This is a genomic window from Haloarcula amylolytica (assembly GCF_049705545.1).
Taxonomy (GTDB): Archaea; Halobacteriota; Halobacteria; order Halobacteriales; family Haloarculaceae; genus Haloarcula; species Haloarcula amylolytica_B.
In genome coordinates this window covers 354,154-376,345 of the sequence record NZ_JBNAMU010000002.1, presented here as the reverse complement: position 1 = coordinate 376,345, position 22,192 = coordinate 354,154, and the positions used below count along the sequence as shown (strand labels likewise).

At 60.9% G+C, this 22,192-nt stretch carries 20 protein-coding genes; 6 read left to right on the top strand and 14 right to left on the bottom strand.

All coding sequences use genetic code 11. From position 1 onward, the window contains the following. Positions 1–47: 47 nt before the first annotated feature. From ACOZ4H_RS18375 to ACOZ4H_RS18365, 3 genes are read right to left on the bottom strand one after another with little or no spacing between them, the layout of a single operon-like run. Positions 48–926, bottom strand: a complete 879-nt coding sequence (locus ACOZ4H_RS18375) for a carbohydrate ABC transporter permease (protein ID WP_424330714.1) — start codon at positions 924–926, stop codon at positions 48–50. Then, a complete protein-coding gene (locus ACOZ4H_RS18370) occupies positions 926–1,858 on the bottom strand; it encodes a carbohydrate ABC transporter permease (RefSeq protein WP_424330713.1) in 933 nt (310 codons plus the stop codon). Before ACOZ4H_RS18370 ends, ACOZ4H_RS18375 begins: the two co-directional genes overlap by 1 nt. Positions 1,859–1,894: 36 nt before the next feature. Further along, complete coding sequence (locus tag ACOZ4H_RS18365; protein WP_424330712.1) at positions 1,895–3,337, bottom strand: ABC transporter substrate-binding protein; 1,443 nt, start codon at positions 3,335–3,337, stop codon at positions 1,895–1,897. A 343-nt stretch (positions 3,338–3,680) separates the two neighbouring features. Between ACOZ4H_RS18365 and ACOZ4H_RS18360 the strand changes: the two genes are divergently transcribed. The 3 genes from ACOZ4H_RS18360 (at position 3,681) to ACOZ4H_RS18350 (ending at position 6,017) form a co-directional block, all read left to right on the top strand. After that, on the top strand, positions 3,681–4,715 hold the full coding sequence (locus ACOZ4H_RS18360; protein ID WP_424330711.1) for a galactitol-1-phosphate 5-dehydrogenase: 1,035 nt from the start codon (positions 3,681–3,683) through the stop codon (positions 4,713–4,715). 115 nt (positions 4,716–4,830) lie between these two features. Then, a complete protein-coding gene (locus tag ACOZ4H_RS18355) occupies positions 4,831–5,037 on the top strand; it encodes a hypothetical protein (RefSeq protein WP_424330710.1) in 207 nt (68 codons plus the stop codon). Positions 5,038–5,249: 212 nt separating this feature from the next. Further along, the gene (locus ACOZ4H_RS18350; protein ID WP_424330709.1) at positions 5,250–6,017 is read left to right on the top strand and encodes an IclR family transcriptional regulator; all 768 of its coding nucleotides are present in this window, start codon (positions 5,250–5,252) and stop codon (positions 6,015–6,017) included. Between the two features lie 692 nt (positions 6,018–6,709). Here ACOZ4H_RS18350 and ACOZ4H_RS18345 read toward each other — a convergent pair. The 10 genes from ACOZ4H_RS18345 to ACOZ4H_RS18300 all read right to left on the bottom strand — a co-directional run bounded on the left by ACOZ4H_RS18345 (position 6,710) and on the right by ACOZ4H_RS18300 (position 17,772). Then, positions 6,710–7,714: a HEAT repeat domain-containing protein gene (locus ACOZ4H_RS18345; protein ID WP_424330708.1), complete on the bottom strand. Its 1,005-nt coding sequence runs from the start codon at positions 7,712–7,714 to the stop codon at positions 6,710–6,712. A 216-nt stretch (positions 7,715–7,930) separates the two neighbouring features. Further along, positions 7,931–8,773, bottom strand: coding sequence for a 2,4-diketo-3-deoxy-L-rhamnonate hydrolase (gene rhcF, locus ACOZ4H_RS18340; RefSeq protein ID WP_424330707.1), 843 nt, complete (start codon positions 8,771–8,773; stop codon positions 7,931–7,933). Positions 8,774–8,819: 46 nt separating this feature from the next. Next, positions 8,820–9,578 (bottom strand): IclR family transcriptional regulator, encoded by a 759-nt coding sequence (locus ACOZ4H_RS18335; RefSeq protein WP_424330706.1) that lies wholly within the window; start codon positions 9,576–9,578, stop codon positions 8,820–8,822. A 145-nt stretch (positions 9,579–9,723) separates the two neighbouring features. Beyond that, on the bottom strand, positions 9,724–10,755 hold the full coding sequence (locus tag ACOZ4H_RS18330; protein ID WP_424330705.1) for an LLM class flavin-dependent oxidoreductase: 1,032 nt from the start codon (positions 10,753–10,755) through the stop codon (positions 9,724–9,726). 2 nt (positions 10,756–10,757) lie between these two features. Continuing rightward, a complete protein-coding gene (rhcD, locus tag ACOZ4H_RS18325; protein ID WP_424330704.1) occupies positions 10,758–11,963 on the bottom strand; it encodes an L-rhamnonate dehydratase in 1,206 nt (401 codons plus the stop codon). Between the two features lie 126 nt (positions 11,964–12,089). Further along, complete coding sequence (gene rhcE, locus ACOZ4H_RS18320; protein WP_424330703.1) at positions 12,090–13,121, bottom strand: 2-keto-3-deoxy-L-rhamnonate dehydrogenase; 1,032 nt, start codon at positions 13,119–13,121, stop codon at positions 12,090–12,092. Between the two features lie 33 nt (positions 13,122–13,154). Further along, positions 13,155–14,321 (bottom strand): ABC transporter ATP-binding protein, encoded by a 1,167-nt coding sequence (locus tag ACOZ4H_RS18315; RefSeq protein WP_424330702.1) that lies wholly within the window; start codon positions 14,319–14,321, stop codon positions 13,155–13,157. 60 nt (positions 14,322–14,381) lie between these two features. Next, positions 14,382–15,347 carry a carbohydrate ABC transporter permease gene (locus ACOZ4H_RS18310; protein WP_424330701.1) on the bottom strand — a complete coding sequence of 322 codons (966 nt, stop codon included), beginning with the start codon at positions 15,345–15,347 and terminating at the stop codon, positions 14,382–14,384. Beyond that, positions 15,347–16,273 carry a carbohydrate ABC transporter permease gene (locus ACOZ4H_RS18305; protein WP_424330700.1) on the bottom strand — a complete coding sequence of 309 codons (927 nt, stop codon included), beginning with the start codon at positions 16,271–16,273 and terminating at the stop codon, positions 15,347–15,349. Before ACOZ4H_RS18305 ends, ACOZ4H_RS18310 begins: the two co-directional genes overlap by 1 nt. Positions 16,274–16,320: 47 nt before the next feature. After that, positions 16,321–17,772: an ABC transporter substrate-binding protein gene (locus ACOZ4H_RS18300; protein ID WP_424330699.1), complete on the bottom strand. Its 1,452-nt coding sequence runs from the start codon at positions 17,770–17,772 to the stop codon at positions 16,321–16,323. A gap of 178 nt (positions 17,773–17,950) precedes the next feature. Between ACOZ4H_RS18300 and ACOZ4H_RS18295 the strand changes: the two genes are divergently transcribed. Continuing rightward, complete coding sequence (locus tag ACOZ4H_RS18295) at positions 17,951–18,472, top strand: LUD domain-containing protein (protein WP_424330698.1); 522 nt, start codon at positions 17,951–17,953, stop codon at positions 18,470–18,472. Positions 18,473–18,474: 2 nt separating this feature from the next. Then, positions 18,475–20,655, top strand: coding sequence for an LUD domain-containing protein (locus ACOZ4H_RS18290; protein ID WP_424330697.1), 2,181 nt, complete (start codon positions 18,475–18,477; stop codon positions 20,653–20,655). A gap of 10 nt (positions 20,656–20,665) precedes the next feature. Here ACOZ4H_RS18290 and rhcC read toward each other — a convergent pair whose 3' ends face one another. Further along, complete coding sequence (rhcC, locus tag ACOZ4H_RS18285) at positions 20,666–21,535, bottom strand: L-rhamnono-1,4-lactonase (RefSeq protein ID WP_424330696.1); 870 nt, start codon at positions 21,533–21,535, stop codon at positions 20,666–20,668. A gap of 77 nt (positions 21,536–21,612) precedes the next feature. On the opposite strand from rhcC, the gene ACOZ4H_RS18280 reads away from it, so the two are divergent. Further along, positions 21,613–21,915, top strand: a complete 303-nt coding sequence (locus tag ACOZ4H_RS18280) for an L-rhamnose mutarotase (RefSeq protein WP_424330695.1) — start codon at positions 21,613–21,615, stop codon at positions 21,913–21,915. Positions 21,916–22,192: the final 277 nt, after the last annotated feature.

The window sequence follows — 22,192 nt, the reverse complement described above, 5'->3', positions numbered from 1 at the left end:
AGGGGCGTCGTTTGCGAGCGATACCTGTCGTGGTGCGGACAGCGTCGTCATTCTTTGATCACCACACCGAAGCTGAGCCCGGCCGCGAGATACTTGTTGACCGCGATGAGGAAGATGACCACCGGGACGATCATCGCTGTCGAGGCGGCCGCGAGCATGCCCCATTCGATGGAGCGGGAGCCGATGAACGAGTAGACGAACAGCGTCACCGGTACGGCCTCGAAGCTCGTCAGCACGAGCCCGAACAACAACTCGATCCAGGCGAAGATGAAGCTGATGATGGCGACCGAGAAGATGCCGGGCTTGGCCGCCGGGAGGACGACCTTCCTGAAGCCTTGGAACTGGGTCGCGCCATCGACCCGGGCCGCCTCTTCCAGCGTCTCGGGAATGCCGTCGAAGAACGCTTTCATCACCCAGACGACGAGCGAGAGGTTGATGCTGACGTACATCAGCACCATCCCGATTCGCGTGTCGAACAGGTTGAGCTCCCGGAAGATGATGAAGAATGGGAGCACGACGGCGATCGGCGGGAGCATCCGTGAGGAGAGAATCCACACGAGCACGTCCCGCTCCATCGGGATGTCGTACCGCGAGAGCACGTACGCGGCGGGCACGCCGATGAGCAGCACGAGGACGACCGACGCCGACACCATAATCAGGCTGTTGGCGAAGGCCGCGACGAACCCGGAGTCCTGGATCAGTTGGATGTAGTTGTACACCGTCGGCAGGAAGATCCAGTCCGGCGGCAGCGAGTTCGCCGTTCCGGGTGGCTTCAGCGACATCGAAGCGAGCCAGTACAGTGGGAACAGCACGATGAACGACCACGTCAGGAGAATGGTGTGTCGAACCACCGTGATGAGTTTCTCCCGCGTATCCTTGTCGAGTCGCTGTGAGGCGGTCGCGGAGTCGCTATCCGTTGTCGCCATCAGTCCCACACCCCCTCGAAGCCGACCTTCGCAATGATGACGTTACACAGTGCAACGACGAGGACGAGGTAGACGATGGCGATTGCTGCGGCCACGGTGATCTGGTTGTTGATGAACATCTGTTCGTAGATGTTGATGCTCACGAGCTGGGTCGCCGTCCCTGGACCGCCGCCCGTGAGTCCGTACACCACGCCGAACGTCCGGAACAGGTCGATCAACCGGATGAGCGTCGCAACGAACACGACCGGCTTCATATAAGGGATGATGACGTGGACGTAGCGCCGCCACATCGGCGCACCGTCGACGCGCGACGCTTCGATAAGCGTCTTCGGCACCGACGAGAGGCCGGCGTAGAAGATGATGAACATGAACGGCGTCCAGTTCCACGCGTCAAGAAGGATCACCGTCAGCAGCGGGACCTCAGAGAGGAAATTTGGCGCTGCGAACGGCGTTCCGGTGTTTATGACGTACGGAATGATGCCGATTTCGCTGTTCAGCATGATCCGGCCGATGGTCGCGAGCGAGACGGGGGCGACGGCCATCGGAATGATGAACAACACCCGGTAGAACGACTTCGCCCGGTCGGAGCCAACGCCGGCCACGAGCGCGGCCAGGACGAACCCGAGGACAGTTTCGAGGAGCAGTGCGCTGGCGACGACGGTAATCGTGATGACGAACGAGTGGATCGCGCCGCCGCGGGTAAAGGCCGACTCGAAGTTGCGCAGCCCGACGAAGTCGGCTGCGAACACGTCGAGTGTCGGCTCCGCGATCAGGCTGAGATACAGGTCGTAGGCACCGGGGAAGAAGGTGATCATCACCATCACCGCCACCATCGGTGCCATGAACCAGTACGGGAGGTAGTCGTTCCACAGGTCCCGGAGCCTGGCGAAGGTCGATTGGGGTGTCGTTTCCGTTTGCGTTGGTGTACTCATTTGTGGGATTTATTGTGGCGCAGGTGTGGCTCTGACTTAATTGCTGTAGATGTCTTCCGCGATGGACGCCGCCTGAGTCATCGCTTCCTCAGCGGACTTCTGCCCGGCGATTGCGCGCTGCAGTTCCTCGGAGTAGCGCTGGCCCCACTGCGGGTACTTCCGGTCGAAGGGGTCCGGCGCGGCTTCCTGCAGGGATTCGAGCGTGACCTGCGCGAAGTTCTCGCCCACGCGCGAGCGGAACTCGTCGTTCTCCCAGACGGACTGTCGGACGGAGAACGCGGCGTCGCCCTCGACGTGCATCCAGGTGTTGGTCGGCTGTGAGGACGCCCACACCATGAACAGGAACGCCTGCTCGGAGTTCTGTGCGTTCTTGGACGTGGAGATCTGCCAGTTGAACGCGTTGGGCGAGAACTGGCCATCGGCCGGGCTGGGAACCTTCGCGATACCGATGTTGTCGGCGACTGAGGAATCGGGGCCGGTCAGGCCGGGCCAGAACAGGTTCGCGTCGGAGACGATGTGTCCGGCCCGGCCCTCCTGCATCGTTGAGAGCACGTCCGACCAGGTCTGGGTCGACGCGCCCTCGGGACCGTAGTCCTGGAGCAGGCCGACGTACCACTCCGCGGCGTCGATGACGCCGTCGGAATCCAGCCCGGAGTCTGTCGGGAACTCGGTCCAGAGCGAGGAGCCGAACTCGCGAAGGAACGTGTTCAGGATGTAGATGTTCATCCCGTAGCCCTTGTCGCCACGGCCGACGGTGCCGACGACATCTGACTCGTTCTCGTGGATGGTCTTGGCGTTCTGGCGGAATTCTTCGAGCGTCTCCGCGACCTCCAGGTCGTGTTTCTCGTAGAGGTCTTTGCGGTAGAACTGCGCCTGGACTTCGACTGTAATCGGCATCCCGGTCCACGTGTCGCTGTAGCCACCACCGTGGGCCTGCCACCGCGACGCCTCGAAGAGATCGTCGGGCTCGTACCATTCCTCGTCGAAGAGGCTGTCGTCGTCAAAGAACGGGTCGAGCGGCTGGATCCAGCCTTCTTCACGGAACTGGTTGACGACCTGGTCCATGTAGAAGACGTCGAACTGCCCGGCGCCGGTACTGACGTCCGTCTGGCGCTTGGTCCGGAACTGCTGTTCGGGCAGGACGTTCCAGACAACGTCGATTCCGGTCAGTTCCTCGAAGACCGGAACCGCCGGCTTGATGGCTGAAACCCAGGGGTGCTGGACGGCTCCGATGTTGATCGAGGTCCCCTCGAACTGTCGCCAGTCGATATCGGCGTCCTCGTACTCGCTGAGCGGAATCGCGAGTTCACCGTTGTTTCCGTCGGTGCTGGTTCCGCCATCGGTACCACCGCTACCATCACTCGAGCCGTCACTCCCGCTTCCGTCTGAGCCATCGCCGCCTCGTGTACAGCCAGCGAGACCGCCGAGTAGTCCGACACCTGTCGCTTTCAGAAACTTCCGCCTGTTGGAGTTGGTCATGCCAGTTTGCCTCGTCACTATCGAATTACCGATGCATAATAAAGGTAATCATCTGTAAGGTACAATACCCGTCTCATTGCGCGAGTACTGGAAGTATACGGCGCGGAGACGCCTCGAAATATGGATTCACCTGTCTCCGGATTACGGGAGACCGTGGCAAGATTTTAATACGCGGTCCGAAAACTACGATAGTACGGATGAGGCTGAGTCCGCTGTGCGTCCAGCTTAGCTGGACCAGTGACAACGGGCTACGGCCCAGACCACTCATGACCCGATCCACACCAACTCACGACCGAGGTACCGCTGTAGTGACGACCGCGACCCGACCATCGGAGGACGACTGATGCGCGCCAGCACGTTGACCGATGTCGGCGAAATTACTGTGGAAGACCGCGACCGACCGGACCCTGCGGATGACGAGGTTCTCGTTCAGGTAGGTGCCTGTAGCGTCTGCATGACCGACTATCACATGTATCACGGCACCTTCGCCGCCGAAACACCGCTGGTCCTGGGCCACGAAGGTGCCGGGACCGTCGCCGAAGTCGGTGCCGACGTTGATCGCTTTGCGGTCGGAGACCGTGTCGCAATCAACCCCACCGTCCCCTGTAACGCCTGTTCGTACTGCAAGAAGGGGGAGACGCACCTCTGTGAGAACAACACGAGTATCGGCGGTGCCGGTGACACCATCCTTGACGGTGCTTTCGCCGAGTACGTCCGCGTTCCGGCTATCAACGTCGAGGACATCGGCGAGATGTCCTTCGAACGAGCCGCGCTCGCCGAACCGCTCGCCTGCTGTGTCCACGGCGTCGAGCAGGCTGACATCAAACCGGGAGACAGTGTCGGTATTATCGGCGCTGGCCCGATTGGCTTGCTGCTCCTGCAGGCGTTCCGCAACGCGGGCGCTGCCCCAATCGTGGTTTCCGAACTCGATGACGAACGGCGAGAACTGGCTGCCGACCTCGGCGCAGATACCGTCATCGATCCCAACGAGGAAAATCCCGAGGAAGCGATCCCCGAGGCGGCCGGCGGACCGGTCGATGTCGGCGCTGAGGCTATCGGGCTCGTCCCGACAATCAAGCAAGCCAACGCTGTGACCGCACCTGGCGGCTCGACGCTCATCTTCGGCGTTCCCGACCAGGAGGCGACAATGGAAGTCAGCCCGTTCGATGTCTTCTTCGACGAGGTCGACTACCGCGGCTCGTTCTCCCTGACGACCGAGGACTTCGAGCGAGCGATAACACTGCTCAGACACGAACGCATCGACGCCGAGACGCTCATCACTGAACGTATCGGGCTCGACGACCTCCCGACAGCGTTTGAACGGATGGGCAACGCTGAAGGACTGAAGAAAGTAGTCATTCCAGGGAACTCCGAGTGAGCGAGCACGATCTCCTCGATACCCCGTCCGCAAACGCGGTCGTCGTGGCGCTTGACCACGGTATCGGTATGGGAGCGATCGACGGTTCGACGACCCTCAGGCCACGCTTGACGCGGTGCTTGCAGGCGAACCGGATGGCGTGCTCGTCGGGCTGTACTTCGCCGAGCAGTTCGCCGACACGCTCGCCGCTTCGTCGACAGAGGGCCTCGTGACTGCGGATTTCGTGTCCCCCTCGAGTCGGCCCAGCGAGGATATCGGTCGCTGGGTGCTTCGCCGAATCGTCCACGACTCTGACACACCTGAAGTGGCCTGGCCGGCTTGAAGCGGGTGTTTTCTACATCTTGGTGAAGTAGCTGCGATCTGGATATATCCGTTCTGTAGAGAAGAACGCATAAATTTCGGCACTTTGGCATCGTAGCAATCTAATTAGGCCTAATAAATAATGTAGAATCGCCTGCGTTACTAGCTCACATGATTGAAATTGTTCTGCTCTAGTGAACAGGCTTTTCACAGCGTGGGTTGAAATGGTACTCAATGACTGACGAACCACAGTATGCGGTCGAAGCAACCCAGACATCCGTGGCTATCCTCGAAGCGCTTGTCGACGCCACTGGGCCCGTCGGCGTCACAGAGCTTGCCGATACCGTCGGGGTTTCCAAGAGCGTCGCCCACAACCATCTCTCGACGTTGCGTGCGGCCGGATACGTGGTCAAGCGCGCAGAGAAGTATGAGGCGTCGCTCCGCCCGCTGGCTCTCGGTGAGCGAACGCGTGACGGACTCAGTTTCTATCAAGCCGCGAAACAGCAACTGGACAATCTCGCGGCGGCAACAGGGGAAACAACGACGCTGTTCGTCCTCGAAGAAACGGCCGGTGTCCCGGTGTCGATCTCCGAACCCGCGGACGGCTGGTCAGTCCCGTTCCACGCGGGCGAACGGTTGCCACTTCACGTCAACGCCATGGGAAAGGCATTGCTGGCGTCGCTCCCGAGTGATCGCGTCGAATCGATTCTCGATGAAACGGATCTCGTTGCACCGACCGACGCAACCATCGTGGATCCGGACGAACTCACCGAGGAACTGCGCCGAATCCGCGACGACGGTATAGCGTTCTGCAGGGGAGAACAGTATGAAGGGATCATCGGTGTTGCCGCCCCGCTCCCTGATGTCGGTGGCAACCGGATCGCTGCTCTTGGGATCGCTGGCCCTGTTGAACGCCTAAACGGCCGATACCTCAGGGAAGATATCACCGGGCAAGTCCTCAGCACGACGAAATCCATCCAGGTCAACCTCACATCGAACTGAGGACTATCCGGAATAACGGACGTACTACTGTTAGACAATCTGTTCAGCGACGACCGTTCGGCTGGTGCGAGCGGGCACTGGGGCGAATGTACCGTTCAACCCTTCAACTCTGTTCAGGACAATTTGAATATGACGGGAAATTTCCCATCCAATTGTTATGGTACTGATGTGATATCTGTTGATCCTGATTAGTTATTCCACAGTGACTACGAGGATACACACCGACGAGAAAGATGTCCCATGCCTATAGACCTCAGGTTCGTCGATTGTACACCAATAATATCGTCACTTAGCTCTCATGTGTTCACAACAGGAGGTAGCGTTTATTTCGGAAAGTCCCCTCTCAACGTAGTGGCAGGATACTTTGCTCGTCCTTCGCTACCGGGACGTAAAGCACTGTCTGGGCAGTGCTATTGCTGTAAATTTCATTCCGTTCTTCAGAGCAGAACCAGTGGGCCAAACGGGCCAGGTGGTTATCTGGGGACATCAGCGCTGGACTTGATGATTTCTATCTGTATCCAAAACCACCCGCTATTGTTCGAAATGACTGCTTAAACACGAATACCTAACCATATGGGCCGAAGTTAAGTATATATACGCCATATGCAGACATGTCCTACCACCGATGGAGGTATAACAGAGAGTTCCGGTCCATCGTAGAAATAAATGCGCCAGTTCTCGACGCTGCCTGTTCACAGTGGTGTGCCACAGCCCGGGCACAGCGGTGGTCCAGATTTGGGGAGCGAAAGCCCGCAGTGTGGGCACCCGCCATCGTCTTCCGGAGTCCGGATTTCCTCGACAATATCGGTTGTCTGCGTACGGATCGCATCCTTCCCGGCTATACCTGTGGGACCATCATCAGGCTCCGTCCCGTGATACTGGGTCAGCGCGAACTGCGCTCGCTCTGCGACGAACTCGTCGTCTGCAGTGAGTTCTTCGAGCTGGGCTCTCGGGAACGGTTCCCCGGCATCAGCGCCGGCAAGCAGACCCAGTGCTTCGGCCGCCCGACCACGGACGTATCGGTTTTCGTCTTCGAGGCGTGAGACGAGTGCCTCCCTGGCGTCGGTAAGCCGTTCGGGACATGCACAGCCGGTAACCACGATTGCGGTACTCAGATGATAGCGGACCAGTTCGCTATCAGCCTGAAGATGGTCCGCAAGTGAGTCGACCTGGTATCGGAGTCGGGCAGGATCTCCCAGGGCGACGTGGGCCAACGCTTTCGCCAACTTCTCTCTTACTTCGGGTTCATCGAATTCGAGGCCGATACGCAGGTCCGCTACGACCGCCGGTGAGGCGACGGCATCGGGATGGTCGACAGCGACATACCCCAGCGCCTCTGCACACCGGGCGCGAACGTAGTAAAATTCCGATTCATCCGCCAGTCGCTCGGCGAGCGTCGGGACAACCGGAACCACGCTGTCGGGCGCCCCCTCGCTGACCGCGACGAACAATTTTGCCGCTGTGAGCCGTGTCGGCCGCTCGCTGTCCGCAAGAAAACGAGTAATGGGAGACAGTACACCGTCAAACAGCTGCGGTTGGTCGTCGGCCGCCGATTTAAGCGACCGCAAACACGCCTGTTGGTCGGCTGCGTCGGCCGTGGAGAGCTGTTCCAGTGCCGTCAGAGCGTCGTCTTTCCGCCCGTGCTCAAGCAGCGTCACGATATCCGTGTCAGGAGTTGTACCGGTTCGGTCGTCCATCGGTCCGTTGCTGGCGTTTCTCGGAGAATCCACAAAGCCTCTTGCTTCCCGGTTATTGCTCGATTCGAAAGTTATTGCTCGCCGTAGGAGCCGTCAGTTCGTGCTTAGAACGCCTTATAGAGCTAGGTGCATTTCGGCAAGATCTGTCCTTGTCTCGAAGGATTGTAAATGTAAATCCTCTGTTTTTAGAGTTACTGAGCGTAGCTACAGCTCAAATCACTCCTCATCGACTGGGTTGGTGAGGGTTCCGATTCCTTCGATTTCTACGTCGACGGAGTCGCCGGGTTCGAGCAGTTCCGGTGGGTCACGGAAGATACCGACGCCGCCCGGTGTCCCTGTCGAAATGACATCGCCGGGACGAAGTGTAGTGATTCCGCTGATGTACTCGACGACTTCGGGCACGTCGAAGATGAATTCGTCCGTGTTCGAGGACTGCTTGGTCTCGCCGTTCACGCGACAGGCCACGTCCAAACTCGACGGGTCCAGTTCGCTGTCGGGCACTAGCGTCGGCCCCATCGGGGCGAACGTGTCGTAGCTCTTCCCGCGGAAGAACTGCTCGTCCTCGAACTGTGCGTCCCTGCCGCTGACGTCGTTTATCGCGGTGTAGCCCGCGACGTAATCGCGTGCATCCGCCGCTGAGACGTCTTTCGCAGTCCGACCGATGACGACGCCGAGTTCGACCTCGTAGTCGACTTCGTCGATTGTCGCCGGATGGACAATCGGATCGCCAGGGTTCGTGACTGCGGTACCGGCCTTCCCGAACAACAGCGGCCGCTCCGGCACCTCTTCGTTCTGTTCCTCGGCGTGGTCGTGGTAGTTCAGTCCGACACAGACGATCTTCCCGGGCTGGGGAACGGGCGCGAGCAGTTTGGCGTCTTCCACGGGAATCGCTCGGTCCGCAGCCGCGTCGACGGCGTCTTCGACCACCCGAAGGAAGCCGGGATCGGTCAACTGCTGATACGTGACCTCTTCTCTGAGGCCGTTGAGCGGTACGATCTCGTCGTCTTGACGGATTCCCCACTGCGGAGTCCCATCAGTGGTGTAACGGGCGAACTGCATCACCGGACACTGCAGTGGCCGAGTACCTAACTGTTGTGCTTGGCAGTCACGAGTACGTGAGGTTCACCTCGATGACGTTCGCACTGCGGAGGATCTGTTCCGGGATCTCGTCAGAGAACCGGTCCCCCTGCATTCGGCTCTTCGGCCCGGAGACGCTGACCGCGGCGATTGCGCGTTCGTCCTGATCGGTAATCGGCGCTGCAAGACACCGCATCCCCTTGACCCGCTCTTCGTCGTCGTACGCGTAGCCGCGTTCCCGTACCTGGTCGAGCGTCTCGAACAGTTCTTCCCTGTCTGTGATGGTCCGCTCTGTTACCTCCGGCAGGCCGTGTCTGTCGAGATACGACTCGACTTCCGAACGCGGACGGAACGCCATGATTGTCTTCCCGAGTGCGGTCGTCTGCAACGGGACACGCATCCCGGCGTGGGTATCTAGCTGGACGGCATCAGGGCCGCGGGCCTTGTACAGAAACACCCCGAGGCCGTGTTCCTCTATCATCAGGTTCGAGTGTTCGCCGGTCTTTTCCGCCAGCTCGTCGACCTCCGGCCGGGCGATTTCGTACACTTTTTTGCGCGACCGCGCCTGGTTTCCCAACTGGAGGAACCGAGTGCTGACGTGATACTGGGTCCCTTCCTTGACGAGGTACTCCTCTTGTTCGAGGGTCTGAAGGTGGTCGTGGACGGTACTGGTCGGCTTGTCCACTGCCCGGGCGATCTCGGACACGCCAGCGCCGTTTCGCTCCCGCAGTATTTCGACGATTTCGAGGGAAACCTTCGCCGCCTTGACTGGCACTGTGGTGCTCATATGACGTACGATGTGGGTGCGCTGAAATAAGCCTTTCCGGTATTATCGGACAGAGTCCCGGAACAGCCGGAATATAGCTACTGGGCCTCCATGCTGTATAGAATGATTGAACGAAGCTGTGAAAATCTGAAAACCTAGTCCAGTATTACTGGAACTGCGGCATGACCTCGTCGGCGAACAGCTCCATCCCGCTCGTGTCGGGGAAGTCGATGAACCAGCACTGGAACTTGGTGACGCCGGCGTCGATTCGGCGTTCGATGGCCTCGGCACACTCTTCGGGCGTTCCCATAATGAAGTACTCCCGGGCGTCCGCTTCGGTTTCAATCGGTGCCTGATCCTGGTACTCCTCCTCGAACTGAATCGGCGTCATCAGATCGACGAGCCGGTCGAACTTCTCCTCGTCCCGCGTACAGATGACGTGACCGTCCCAGGAGTATTCGATCTCGTCAGGGTCGCGACTGACGGTCTCACAGTGGTCTTCGATGACGCCGGTCTTGTGTTCGAGCGTCTCGACGTCGCCGTTGAACACGTCCGTGTTCCACACGTCGGCGTGTTTGGCGACGAGTTTGAGCGTCACCTGCTCGCCCTGCCCGCCGACGAGAATCTCCGGATGGGGGTCCTGAACGGGAGTGGGCGCACACGGTGCGTCCGTGATCTGGTAGTGGTCGCCGTCGAAGCTCGCCCCGTCGCTGCCGTCGTCCCACATCCGCTTTATCAGGCGGATCGATTCGTCGAGCCGCATCAGCCGCTCGAACCCGTCGCGGTACTCCCAGTCGTAGGCCTCGTACTCCGGTTCGTGCCAGCCGGCCCCGAGACCGAGTTCGAGACGGCCGTCGGAGATGACATCCAGCGTCGCGGCCATCTTGGCGACCAGCGCCGGGTTCCGGTAGTCGTTACACAGCACGAGCGAGCCGATGTTGATGTCGTCCGTGAACCCGGCTATCGCCGACAGCAGCGTCCAGCACTCGTACTCGGCGCGGTCCCTGCCGAGCATCAGGTGGTCGGGTGCCCAGGCGGCGTCGAACCCGAGTTCTTCCGCCGTCTCGATACCGTGGCGAGTCGTCTCCCAGTCCAGCGCCTCGTACTCCGGCGTGTCGCGATGCACGGGCTCGTCGTCACCGGCATCGGGCGCGCCGGCGAACACGGGAACGTTGTATTCGAATTTGATGTCGGTCATTGTTACTCCACGGCGAAATGTTCGAGCGCGTCGTGGTTCAGTTGGGTGCTGATGCCGGGTTCGTCAGGGAGCGGAATCGAGCCGTTCTCCGGCGACGGCGGGTTCTCGAAGATGGCGTCGGCGTAGGTCGACTCCTGCTCTTCCTGCTGTTCCTGGAACCACTCGGGCGTCGGGAAGTACTCCGCCATCGGCATGTTCGTGTGCCCTGCGATGGCGTGCAGCGTGGGGTTCGTTCCGGCGTGTGGGATCACCGGTACGTCGTGGACTTCCGCCATGTCTGCGACCTTCTGTAGTTCCGTGATACCGCCGACGCGGCCCACGTCGGGCTGGAGGATGTCGACGGCGTCGCGTTCGAGCAGGTCCTCGTGGCCCCAGCGCGTGAATTCGTGTTCACCGCCGGAAATCGGCATCGGCGCGGCCTCCCGGACCTCGGCGTAGCCGTCTATGTCGTCGGCGATGACCGGCTCCTCGACCCACGCCATGTCGTATTTCGCCAGGCGCTGGGTCATCTTCTTCGCGTACTTGACTGACCAGCCCATGTACGCGTCGCCCGCGATGTCCATCTCGTGGCCGACGGCGTCCCGGACTGTCTTGACGATTTCCTCGTTTTTTTCCATTCCCGTGCGACCGTCCTCGGGTCCGTGGAGGAAGCGCAGTTTCATCGCGTCGAAGCCCGCCTCGGCGTACTGAAGCGCTTCGCGCTCTAGCTTCTCCATGTCGACTGGGTGGAGGTTCGACGCGTAGGCGGGGATCTCGTCTTTCGTGGGGCCGCCGAGCAGTTCGTAGACGGGCTTCCCGGCCTCCTTGCCAGCGATGTCCCACAGCGCCTGGTCGACGGCGCTGATCGCCATGACGGCGACGCCTTTCCGCCCGAAGGGGAGCGTCGCGCGGTACATCTGCTCCCAGAGGTGTTCGCGTCGAATCGGGTCCTCACCGATGACGATCTTGGAGAGCGTCTCCTCGACGACGGTGGCGATGGCGCCGGTTCCCCAGTTGCCGACGCCGACGCCGGTGATGCCGGCATCCGTCTCTACTTCGACGACTACGTCGCCGACCGGCCCCATCCACTTCCGGCGGGCCTGCGGGTTCTCGCCGTCGACGTTGCGGTACTCGTCGTACTTCGACATGATCGTGACGAGAGGGAACTCGATGAACTCCCCCCACGACTCGTTGCTGACTTTCGTCGCTGAAATGTCTGTGATTTCCATAGGTCAGACGCGTACGTAGACGTGTTTCGGAAGTAGTAAAACCTTTTCTGTCACCGTCTCATGCCGTCTCTGGCGCGTATCTGAGTCTCGCCAGTAGTCGACCGCGGTCGTGCGTCGGCGAAGCGCTCAGTCGGCGAACTGGAAGACCGGTTTGCAAGTTTCGGACGCGAGGAACGCCTCGAATGCCGCCGTCGGGTCGTCCATGTTGTAAGACGTATCCAATATTTCGTCGACGGCGATTTCGCCCCGCTCCATCAGCCGAAGCGCCTGTTCGAAGTTCGTCCATGTCGAGCCATAGGAGGTGTTGACATCGACCTCGCCGCGAACGGTCGACGTGAACGCGACTTCGCTCGTGTCGTTCGGGATACCGACCATGACGACCTGTCCGCCCTTCCGGACGTGGTCGACCGCCGTGCCGATACCGGTGTGGTGTCCGGTCGAGTCGAACACGACATCGAACCCGATCCCGTCCGTGCGAGCTTCGGCCTGGGCTTCGAGATTCTCGGACTGGGCGTTTACTGTTGCGATTCCCAGGTCCTCAACGAGTGGGAGCCGATACACCGCGTCCTGGTCGAGTCCGGAGACGAGGACGTTCGCGCCGAGGGAATCGGCGACAGCGGCGACTAGCACCCCGATTGGGCCGGGGCCTTCGACCAGTACGTTGTCGCCGGGCGTCGTCACCGACTGTTCGAGCACCGCCCGCGTGGCGATACTTATCGGCTCCGTGACGGCTGCCTGCCGTAATGGAACGTCCTCGGGGACCGCGTGGAGGTGTTCCGGCGCGACCGTGACGTACTCCGCGTACGCGCCGTCGCGGTGCATCCCCGTAATGGAGAAGTTCTGGCAGACGTTGGGCTGGCCGTTCTTGCACTGAAAACAGTTGCCACAGTCGTGTATCGGTTCCTCAATGACTTTATCGCCCGCCGTGAACCCCTCGACGCTATCCCCGACTTCGACGACTTCGCCGGAGTACTCGTGGCCCATTATGCGTGGAATCGGGATCCACTCGTACCCGCCGTCGTATTTGTAGGCGTGGGCGTCGCTTCCGCACAGACCCGCCGTGTGGACTTTGACGAGCACTTCGTCGCTTTCTAGTGTCGGTTTCTCTCTGTTTTGTGTCTCGACTTCCCGCGGGCCGGTTTGAACGATTGCTTTCATGATTGGGAGTATTGATATCGCTGGATCCGCTCGTTACGCTTCGACGCTATCGGCCGACGCCTCGCCGTCTGCTCTCTCGGTGACGAGACGCCCTTTCAGCAACGCTTCCGTGGTCGGGTCGAATAGGTAGACGTGTTCCGGTGCGATGGTCAGTTCCATCTGATCTTCCGGTTCGAGGTCGTGGAAGCGGCCGACCTTCGCCGTCACGTCGCCGAGAGCCGACGTGCCGTGGACGATTGCTTCAGTCCCGACCGGTTCGACCACGCGAACCCGGGTGTCGAACTCGGGGCCGTCTGTCGCTCGGGTCCGTGCCTGATAGAGGTCCTGTGGGCGGAAGCCGACGAGGACCTCCTCAGTGTTTATTTCGGTATCGACGAGTCGCTTCGGGATGTCGAAGGACGTGGCGTCCATCTCGATGCGGTACGAGTCGCCCCGTTCACTGAGCGCCCCCTGGAACAGGTTCATGTCCGGGCTCCCGACGAACTGCGCCACGAAGAGGTTCGCGGGCTCGTTGAACACCTGGTCGGGCGTCCCGAGCTGCTGGAGCTCTCCGTCGTTGAGGATCGCGATCTTGTCCGCGATGGTCATCGCCTCCTCCTGGTTGTGCGTGACGTACGCCGACGTGATGCCGACCTCCGACTGGAGTTCGTCGATCTCGGTCCGCATCGTCTTTCGCAGTTTCGCGTCGAGGTTCGCTAGCGGCTCATCGAAGAGGAACAGTCGCGGTTCCCGGATGATTGCCCGTCCGAGTGCGACACGCTGCTTCTGGCCGCCCGAGAGCTGTGCCGGCTTGTTGTTCAGCAGCTCTTCTATTTCGAGCATCTCCGCGACCTCGGTCACGCGGTCGTTTATCTCCGCGTTGGTCATGTCGTTGTTCTCCCGGCGGAGGCCGAACCCGAGGTTCTCTCGAACGGTCATGTGTGGGTACAGCGCGAAGTCCTGGAATACCATCGCTACGTCGCGGTTCCGCGCCTTGACGTCGTTGACTACGGTCCCGTCGAACCGGACTTCGCCTTCTGTCGGGTCTTCCAGCCCGCCGATCATCCGAAGCGTTGTCGTCTTCCCACACCCGCTGGGGCCGAGCAGGACGAGGAAGTCGCCGTCTGGCACGTCGATATCCAGATCGTTGACCGCGACGACCCCGTCTTTCTCCGGATCTCCGAACACCTTTTTGACACTATCAAGTTCGAGGTGTGTCATTGGGAACAGATACCAGCTAACCCATGATAAAGGTAGCGCCCTGGAAAAAGCGAAGGCGGGTTATCCCTTGATTGCGCCGCCGGTGAGCCCCTGCACGAAGTACCGCTGGATGTAGGCAAGGCCGGCCAACACCGGTATCGAGACGATAATCGACGCCGCGGCGACGACGTTCCACTGGGTGTTGAACCCCTGGACGAACGTGAGCAGGCCGGGGGGGACGGTGAACTTCGAGTTGTCAAGCAGCGTGAGCGCGAACACCAGTTCGTTCCACGCCAGCAGGAACGCGAAGATGAACGACGCGATGAGCGAGTTCCGCGCCATCGGGACCAGCACGTACCAGAACGTCTCGAAGGGGGTACACTGGTCGACTTGCGAGGCCTCGATGATCGAGTCCGGGAAGTCGTCGAAAAACCCCTTCATCAGCCAGACGACGAACGGCGCGGTCATCGCGCCGTAGATGAGGATGAGCGCGAGGTGCGTGTTGAACAGGCCGAGCGTCGAGATGAGTTCCCACTCGGGGACCATGATGGCGGTCCCGGGGAACATCAGCGAGGCGAGCAGGAGCGACATCAGCAGGTTCTTGCCCCGGAACTCGCGCCGCGAGAGCACGTACGACGCCCCGGTACCGAGGACGACAGCGATGAGCCCCGCACCGACGGCGACTTTCAGGCTGTTGACGATAAGCCCGAGCAGATTGATGTCGATGGCTGAGGTGACGGTGATCCCGAACAGGTCGTTCACCAGCCCTGCGTAGCCGCCGGCCTGAATCGACGACTCGATAACGAGCCGGAACCCCTCAAGTGACGGGTTCACCGGAAACACTGTCGGCGGGATCTGCTGAATCTCTGACGTCGTCTTGAACGCCGTGACGACCATCCAGTACAGCGGGAACAGGACGAACACGCCGATGACGAGCGTCAGCAGGCCGATGGCAGTCTTCCTGACGTAGCCGCCCGCTTTCGAGTCGTAGAGCCAGGACTGGTTCTTTCGGTACTCCGCCGTCGGATCTGTGTTGTCTGTCGCCATTACATTTCACCTCGGACTTTGTCGTAGAACTTGATGTAGTAGTACGAGAACACAAGCAAGACAACGAACAGCAACACCGACAGGGCTGAGGCGAATCCGACCTCGAAGTCGATGAACGCCGCGCGGTATATCATCACCGGCAACGTGCTGCTCGAGACGCCGGGGCCGCCCTTGGTCATCACCCAGACCATCGAGAAGTTCCTGACGTTGTAGATGAGCATCAGGAGGAAGCCGATGGCGAGGTTGTACTTCATCATCGGGATGGTGATGTATCGGAACTGCTCCCACGGCGTCGCCCCGTCCATGCGTGCGGCCTCGTAGAGGTGTTCGTCGATCCCCTGCAACGAGGTGAGCGTCAGCAGCGCAAACAGCGGTGCGAGCCGCCAGATCATCCCGATTATCGGCGGCCACAGCGAGTACTCGTTTGCCCCGAGCATGACGATGTATTCGTCGATGACTCCCATTTGCACGAGGAGCTCGTTGACGATCCCCTGTGACCCGCCGAACATGAACTGCCAGATGGACGCCCCGACGACCCGCGGGAGCACCCACGGAATCAGAACGATGGCGCTGGCGACGCTGGTGTAGGGGAGCTTCTCGTCGAGGAGCCACCCCATCAGGAACCCGAGGACGATAGCGGCCAGGCTGCCGACGGTCACCCAGACGAACGTGTTCCAGAGCACCTGGTGGATGTCCGGGTCCGTCCAGATTTCGACGTAGTTCGCAAGCCCCACGAACTCGGCTTCGCTGGGCGCGAGGAGACTCTTGGTGAAGAAGCTCGAATAGATGGCCTGTGCGATTGGGTAGAGAATGAACAGTCCCACCAGCGCCATCACGGGCAGGATGGGGAGATACACCCGCAGACTCTCGGGGATGTATCTGGTCGCGCTGCGGTACGACGACTGGGCTTGGTCCACGTAACTCATAGATGCGAGGCGTTTCCTCCGAATGTAGTAGGATCGGGCACTCTCTTTCAGGCGATCTGTTCGTCGACGACTTCCTGCACCTCGGAGTTGGCGTTACTACAGGCTTCCTCGGCGGTCGCGTTCCCGAGGACGACCGGCTGGATGACCTGCGTGTTGATGATGCTCTGGATGGACGCGATGCCGGAGAACGAGGGGAACCGCGAGGTCCGCGTGAACAGGTCGTCGTTCTCGTACAGCGTGACGAGGTCGCCGAACTGGCTCATGAACAGGTCGCTCGGCTCCTCAAAGGCGCTCTTGAGCGTCGGCACACGGCCGCGGATACCCACGTCTGACTCCGCGGTGTACGTCCAGGGAGCCAGTTGCTCGGGCTGGTTCCACCAGCTCGTGTAGTCGAAGGCGGCCTGTCGCTCGGCGTCGCTCTCGGTGCCGTTACCAAGCATGAACCCTTGTGCGTTCTGCAACAGGAGGTCCTGTGGCTGGAAGTCGCCCGACGGGTTCTCCGGGAGCGGGGCGCGGGTGACAGTGTGGCCCTCGCCGTCGAGCCACTCCTGTGGGGCTCCGGTCGTCTGGTACACCGCGTTCGCGTGCGAGTACGTGATGAAGATTCCCGACTCGCCTTCCCGGAGGAGTCGACCGGCGTCGATGTGGTTGTTCTCCGCCATCGAGTCCGGAAACAGGCCGGCCTCGGCGATGTCCTGGTACAGCTTCACCGCGTCAACGAAGCCTGGCTGATCGACCGTCGCCTCCATCGACTCGGGGTCGAAGTAGCGACCGCCGTTCGCGTAGACGAACCCGATGAAGTAGCCCGTCGTCAGCCCGAAATCGGTTCCGGGGGCGGTGATTGCGGCAGAGACATCGTCGATTTCCTGCATCTCCTCGCCGAGCTGTATCAGTTCGGGCCAGTTCCGCGGCGGCCGGTCGAAGCTCGTCTGTTCGAGATAGTCCGTTCGGATATCGATAAACGGCCCGAGGTCGGCGTAGCCGCCGGGAAGCCCCCACTGGCGTTCTCCCTCGGTGTCGCCCAGTCCTTCGTAGACGACCGTATCGATGTTGGCCTGGATGAAGTGGCTGTTTATCTCTTCGAGTTGGTCCTGGAACCCCTCCTGGTCGAGGGGCTGAATCGCCTGTGCGCCGACGTAGTCGGGGATCTGCTGACACTGTCCGGCCATCACGTCCGGTAGATTATTGTTAGCCGCGGCGGAGGCGATGATCTGGTATTTTTGCCCCCACTCCTGGTGCTGGTAGCTCACGTTGTGCTCGCCGTAGTTGTCGTAGTGACCACTGATGTACTCCCGTTCGGCCGGGATACCACCGAACAGCCAGAAGTCGAGGTCCTGTGTACCGGAGCCCCCATCACTACCGGTTCCGCCGTCGCTGCTGCCGTCGCCGTCACCGCCGTCACCACCGCTACACCCTGCAAGCCCTGCGGCCAGTGCGGTTCCGAGGCCGGTCAGATACTGTCGCCTGTCCAGTCCGCTCGCTGAGTTACGGTCAACCATGATCCACTATTATCGAAAGCGCAGTCCTATATGATAAATGTACCGGAATTTTGAACCAGCGGCGAGTCGATGCCCCAGCAACAGTGGATTGTACTCGTACGTCCCGGCGTCGTCGTCGTATCCGACTCCAACACAGACCAAAATTAAATGACGGTGTGGGTTTTCGGTTCGAGTACAGATGGCAAGCAAACGCACGTCGTTCGAAGGCGCTCTCGAGGCGTTAGGTGTGACAGTTTCCAGCACTACCGAGTCTGAACTCGAAGCCGCTGTTACCCAGGCGATTACGGAGCCTGCAGTCGGAACCGCGCTCGGCGAGACGGTCGGGGACGAGGCGTTTTCGCTCACAGAGACGCCGGTGACGGTCGACCCGACACCGGTCGCGCTTCGCGAAGCGACTACCGGCGTAACCGGCGCCGAACTCGGTGTCGGCGACTACGGCTCACTCGTCCTCTCGATGACCGAAGAGGCCAGCGAGCTCGTGAGCCTGTTCGTCGAGCGCCATGTCGCCGTCCTTCACGAAGAAGACATCCAGCCCGATATGGACGCGGCAGTGGCAGAACTGGACGAGCGGTTTAACGAAACTGGAGGGAGTGCGATTATCGCTACAGGACCGAGCGCGACAGCCGATATGGGCGCGCTCGTCAAGGGCGCACACGGACCCAGAGAGGTCCACGTTATCGTCGTCGAGGGGGGAGCGTGACGATGGCGACCGCCGACGAACTCCGCGAGCTGATGCGGACCGAGGGCGCGGCAGTCGCGGAGAACACGCAGGGGTTCAATACGGGGCGCTACGACTCTGTCGCGGATTTAGCGGACTACGAGGATCTCAAGCAAGCGGCCCGCAGTATCAAGGAGGACGCCATCGCGGATCTTCCAGATCTCCTCGACCAACTAACGGACACCGTCGAAGCCAACGGGGGGACCGTGTACATTGCCGACGACGCCGCTGACGCGAACGAATATATCCGTGACGTGGTCGACGAGCGAGCGGCTGACCGGGTCGTCAAGAGCAAGTCGATGACCAGTGAGGAAATCGAGGTCAACGAGGCACTCGAAGCGGACGGCGTGGACGTGGTCGAGACGGACCTGGGCGAGTGGGTGTTGCAGGTCGCCGACGAAGCCCCATCCCACATCGTCGCCCCGGCGATTCACAAGTCCCGCGAAAGCATCGCGGACCTGTTCAACGAACGGTTCGACCCCGACGAGCCGCTGGAGACGGCCGAGGAACTGACCCGCTTCGCCCGCGAGAAACTGGGCGAGCAGATCATCGACGCGGAAGTCGGCATCACCGGTGCGAACTTCGTTACGGCCGATACCGGGACGATGGCGCTGGTCACCAGTGAGGGCAACGCCCGCAAGACGGTGGCAGCGACGGACACGCACGTCGCCGTCGCCGGCGTCGAGAAGGTCATCCCGACGGTCGGGGACCTCCACCCGTTCATCGAACTCATCGGTCGCTCGGGCACCGGCCAGGACATCACGTCGTACGTCTCGCTGCTGACCCCGCCGGTCGACACCCCGGTCGTCGATTTCACTGACGACGAAACGCCGCTGTCTGCGTTCGACGCCGACCGCGATTTCCACCTCGTGTTGATCGACAACGGCCGGCTAGAGATGCGGGACGACGAGCACCTCCGGGAGACGCTGTACTGCATTCGGTGTTCTGCCTGTTCGAACTCCTGTGCGAACTTCCAGAGCGTGGGTGGCCACGCGTTCGGCGGGGAGACGTATTCGGGTGGCATCGCGACCGGATGGGAAGCCGGCATCGAGGGGCTGGACGTGGCCGAGGAGTTCAACGACCTCTGTACCGGGTGTACCCGCTGCGTGAACGCCTGCCCGGTCGGCATCGATATCCCATGGATCAACACCGTCGTCCGGGACCGGATCAACCGCGACAAGGACGCTCCCGGAGAGTGGCTCGTCGACGGACTCACGCCCGACGAAGAGGACGACGGTGCGCCACTGCAAAAGCGCTTCTTCGGCAACTTCGAGACCGTCGCAAAGCTCGGCAGCGCCACCGCACCGGTGTCGAACTGGCTGGCTGAGACGACACTCGCTCGGAGGTCGATGGACCGAATCCTGGGTATCGACCCACGGCGAGACCTTCCGACGTTCGAGCGGGAGACGCTCATCGACTGGGCCGCTGCCCGCGACTCACGGGTGGACGACCCCGAGCGCCGGGCGGTGCTCTATCCGGATCTGTACACGAACCACGTACAGGTCGACCGCGGCAAAGCCGCCGTGAAGGTGCTCGAATCGCTGGGCGTCGACGTGGTGGTCCCACCGGCCCCATCCAGCGGCCGCGCGCCGCTGTCCCAGGGGATGGTCGCGACGGCGACCGACCACGCAGAACGGGTCACAGAGACGCTCAGTCCCCACATCGAAGACGGCCGCGACGTGGTCGTCATCGAACCGAGCGACCACGCGATGTTCACGCGCGAGTACGAGCGCCTTCTTGACGAAGCAGCGTTCACGGACATCGCGGAGAACAGCTACGAAGTGTTCGAATACGTTTTCGGGTTGCTCGACAATGGGGCCTCCGTCGATTCACTGTCGACTGTCGAGGGCGCCGAAATCGCGTACCACAGCCACTGCCAGCAGCGGACGCTCGGGCTCGAAGCCCACACCGTCGCCGTCCTCGAAGACTGTGGCTACGACGTGGTCACGTCCGACGTGGAGTGTTGCGGCATGGCCGGGAGCTTCGGGTACAAATCGGACTACTACGAGCTGAGCATGGACGTCGGCGACCGGCTCCGCACGCAGTTGCAGGACGACGGCGTCCAGGAGCGGCCCGTGGTCGCCAGTGGGACCTCCTGTCTCGAACAGATTGACGCCTTACTGGAACGCCAGCCGCGGCATCCCATCGAGCTGTTGGCAACGTAAGCCGTCGGTTTTACTCGATACCGACGTGCTGCCGGAACGACCGGTCGGTTATCCACTGGCGGTCCTGTTTTGAGATCGAATCGACTTCCCGGAGCCAGTTCCGCGCCTCTGCGTAGCTCGCCACGTCGCTGACGTTCGGATAATCCGAGCCCCAGATGACGCGCTCCCGGCCGAACGTGTCTAGATACCAACGAACGTGATCGTGCATGTCCGCGTAGGGGAACGCCGAGTCTGACATGTGGGGAATCTCGGACACCTTCACCGCGACCGTCTCGTAGTCGGCGAGCTCGGCAAACTGTTCGAACGTTCCGCTGTCCGTCGGTGTCTCCGGATCCGCATGCGAGAAGTGATCGAACAGATACGTCAGTTCAGGATACGCAGCTACCAGTTCGAGCGCCTGATCGAGTTGGCTGTGATCACAGAGTATCTGGACTGTTGCGTCCAGTTCGACGGCTGTTTCCCAAAACTCGGTCTCGCCGATAGCATCGCGAAGCCAGGAGACGCTCGGATCGAACGTCTCCCACATCTGGTCGTACGGGCAGGCGGCACCGAGCCGGAACCCGAGAACGCCGTCGGTCCGCATACACTCACGCAGATGCGTCACCGCGTCGTCGGCGAACGGGTCGAGCATCACGATCCCGTGGAGGCGGTCGTGTTCGGCCGCGACTCGTCGGGTGTACCAGTTGTCCGTCCACTCGCAGATCGGGTACCCGACGACGACGGCGTCGTCGATGCCGTTCCGGTCCATATCTGCCAGGAGCCGGTCGGCCGTGTACACCGTGTGTACGTCGAACGAATCGACGAGGTCCAGTATGGGGCCGTTCACCCACGGATGCTCCTCGCTCGCCGTCCCCCACGCGTGCGTATGGGTATCGAACATACTCGCTCTGTCGTCGGTGACGAACCTAAGTCTTACCCGCGGAAGAATTATCACCCAGGGCTGCCGAACCTGGGTGTATGGAGCGAATAGCGTTTCACCTCCAAATCAAAGAGGGCCAGCGTGAGGCGTACCGTGAGGAACACGAAGACGTGCCAGACGCGCTCGAATCAGCATATCTTGATTCGGGGGCCGGAATTGAGACGTACAGCGTGTTCGAAAAAGGCGGTCACGTGTTCGGATTCATGGAGGTCGAAGAGCCGGAGAAAATCAAGGAGGTTATGGCTAACAGCGAGGCACAGGCAGAGTGGGGGGAGGTGATGGACCCAATTCTCGTCGACTCGGAGGACCAGTGGATGGACGAGGTGTACCGGATGGCATGACTGCAGAGCTGATGGGATAGTTCTCCCACTCGATAACACTGGGCGGCAACGGAATCTCCCAGCTTCGGTCTGTCTAGACCGTGTCTCTGTTGTTGAATCAGGTGTGTTACTTTGGCACGCACATTTCCGGGATTACCGGAATATCAATTGCGAGCAGCCTATCGCTACTGACCTACCGTCCCGATACCACGAATAACAGCAGGTGCGTAGATTATTTCAGCTTACGATTTCTTGATATACAACAAAATTACAATATATCTTTCTCAGTACCACAGAT

What these genes read in the sequence shown, in the direction of transcription:
- ACOZ4H_RS18375 (WP_424330714.1), bottom strand. Translation starts at nt 926, where the DNA reads ATGGCGACAACGGATAGCGACTCCGCGACCGCCTCACAGCGACTCGAC.
- ACOZ4H_RS18370 (WP_424330713.1), bottom strand. Translation starts at nt 1,858, where the DNA reads ATGAGTACACCAACGCAAACGGAAACGACACCCCAATCGACCTTCGCC.
- ACOZ4H_RS18365 (WP_424330712.1), bottom strand. Translation starts at nt 3,337, where the DNA reads ATGACCAACTCCAACAGGCGGAAGTTTCTGAAAGCGACAGGTGTCGGA.
- ACOZ4H_RS18360 (WP_424330711.1), top strand. Translation starts at nt 3,681, where the DNA reads ATGCGCGCCAGCACGTTGACCGATGTCGGCGAAATTACTGTGGAAGAC.
- ACOZ4H_RS18350 (WP_424330709.1), top strand. Translation starts at nt 5,250, where the DNA reads ATGACTGACGAACCACAGTATGCGGTCGAAGCAACCCAGACATCCGTG.
- ACOZ4H_RS18345 (WP_424330708.1), bottom strand. Translation starts at nt 7,714, where the DNA reads ATGGACGACCGAACCGGTACAACTCCTGACACGGATATCGTGACGCTG.
- rhcF (WP_424330707.1), bottom strand. Translation starts at nt 8,773, where the DNA reads ATGCAGTTCGCCCGTTACACCACTGATGGGACTCCGCAGTGGGGAATC.
- ACOZ4H_RS18335 (WP_424330706.1), bottom strand. Translation starts at nt 9,578, where the DNA reads ATGAGCACCACAGTGCCAGTCAAGGCGGCGAAGGTTTCCCTCGAAATC.
- ACOZ4H_RS18330 (WP_424330705.1), bottom strand. Translation starts at nt 10,755, where the DNA reads ATGACCGACATCAAATTCGAATACAACGTTCCCGTGTTCGCCGGCGCG.
- rhcD (WP_424330704.1), bottom strand. Translation starts at nt 11,963, where the DNA reads ATGGAAATCACAGACATTTCAGCGACGAAAGTCAGCAACGAGTCGTGG.
- rhcE (WP_424330703.1), bottom strand. Translation starts at nt 13,121, where the DNA reads ATGAAAGCAATCGTTCAAACCGGCCCGCGGGAAGTCGAGACACAAAAC.
- ACOZ4H_RS18315 (WP_424330702.1), bottom strand. Translation starts at nt 14,321, where the DNA reads ATGACACACCTCGAACTTGATAGTGTCAAAAAGGTGTTCGGAGATCCG.
- ACOZ4H_RS18310 (WP_424330701.1), bottom strand. Translation starts at nt 15,347, where the DNA reads ATGGCGACAGACAACACAGATCCGACGGCGGAGTACCGAAAGAACCAG.
- ACOZ4H_RS18305 (WP_424330700.1), bottom strand. Translation starts at nt 16,273, where the DNA reads ATGAGTTACGTGGACCAAGCCCAGTCGTCGTACCGCAGCGCGACCAGA.
- ACOZ4H_RS18300 (WP_424330699.1), bottom strand. Translation starts at nt 17,772, where the DNA reads ATGGTTGACCGTAACTCAGCGAGCGGACTGGACAGGCGACAGTATCTG.
- ACOZ4H_RS18295 (WP_424330698.1), top strand. Translation starts at nt 17,951, where the DNA reads ATGGCAAGCAAACGCACGTCGTTCGAAGGCGCTCTCGAGGCGTTAGGT.
- ACOZ4H_RS18290 (WP_424330697.1), top strand. Translation starts at nt 18,475, where the DNA reads ATGGCGACCGCCGACGAACTCCGCGAGCTGATGCGGACCGAGGGCGCG.
- rhcC (WP_424330696.1), bottom strand. Translation starts at nt 21,535, where the DNA reads ATGTTCGATACCCATACGCACGCGTGGGGGACGGCGAGCGAGGAGCAT.
- ACOZ4H_RS18280 (WP_424330695.1), top strand. Translation starts at nt 21,613, where the DNA reads ATGGAGCGAATAGCGTTTCACCTCCAAATCAAAGAGGGCCAGCGTGAG.